At 48.4% G+C, this 341-nt stretch carries 1 protein-coding gene; it reads left to right on the forward strand.

Features of this window, described 5'->3' with window-relative positions; all coding sequences use genetic code 11:
• Positions 1 to 90: 90 nt before the first annotated feature.
• Positions 91 to 341: hypothetical protein (locus E1297_RS49455; RefSeq protein ID WP_209015522.1), on the forward strand; the 251-nt coding region annotated here is incomplete at its 3' end.

The raw sequence follows: 341 nt of genomic DNA on the forward strand, positions 1-341 counted from the left end.
CCGTCCTTCAGGGCGGGGAAGACGTTAACCCAAAACGCTAGATATAGTTACCACCTGAGCGAAAGGGATAAGCGGCGAATGGAGAGCACCGTGAAAAATATCTTTCATACCCAACCTGATTTCTTTGAGGAATTGACTGAAACCGATGGGCCTAAGCCTCTTTCGAATTCAGAGGTCAACGAGAAAATTCTTTCCTTGAAGACAAAACTGGGAAAGTTCTTCAGAACGAAACACACCCTCTTAAGCGGCGTTTCCGAGATAGTCTATTGCAACGACGGCACCGGAACCGGCAAGAGTTACGGGCAACTCAACGCGCCCTGTACACGACTCAAGCGATTTTC

It is taken from the genome of Roseibium sp. RKSG952, assembly GCF_009711355.1.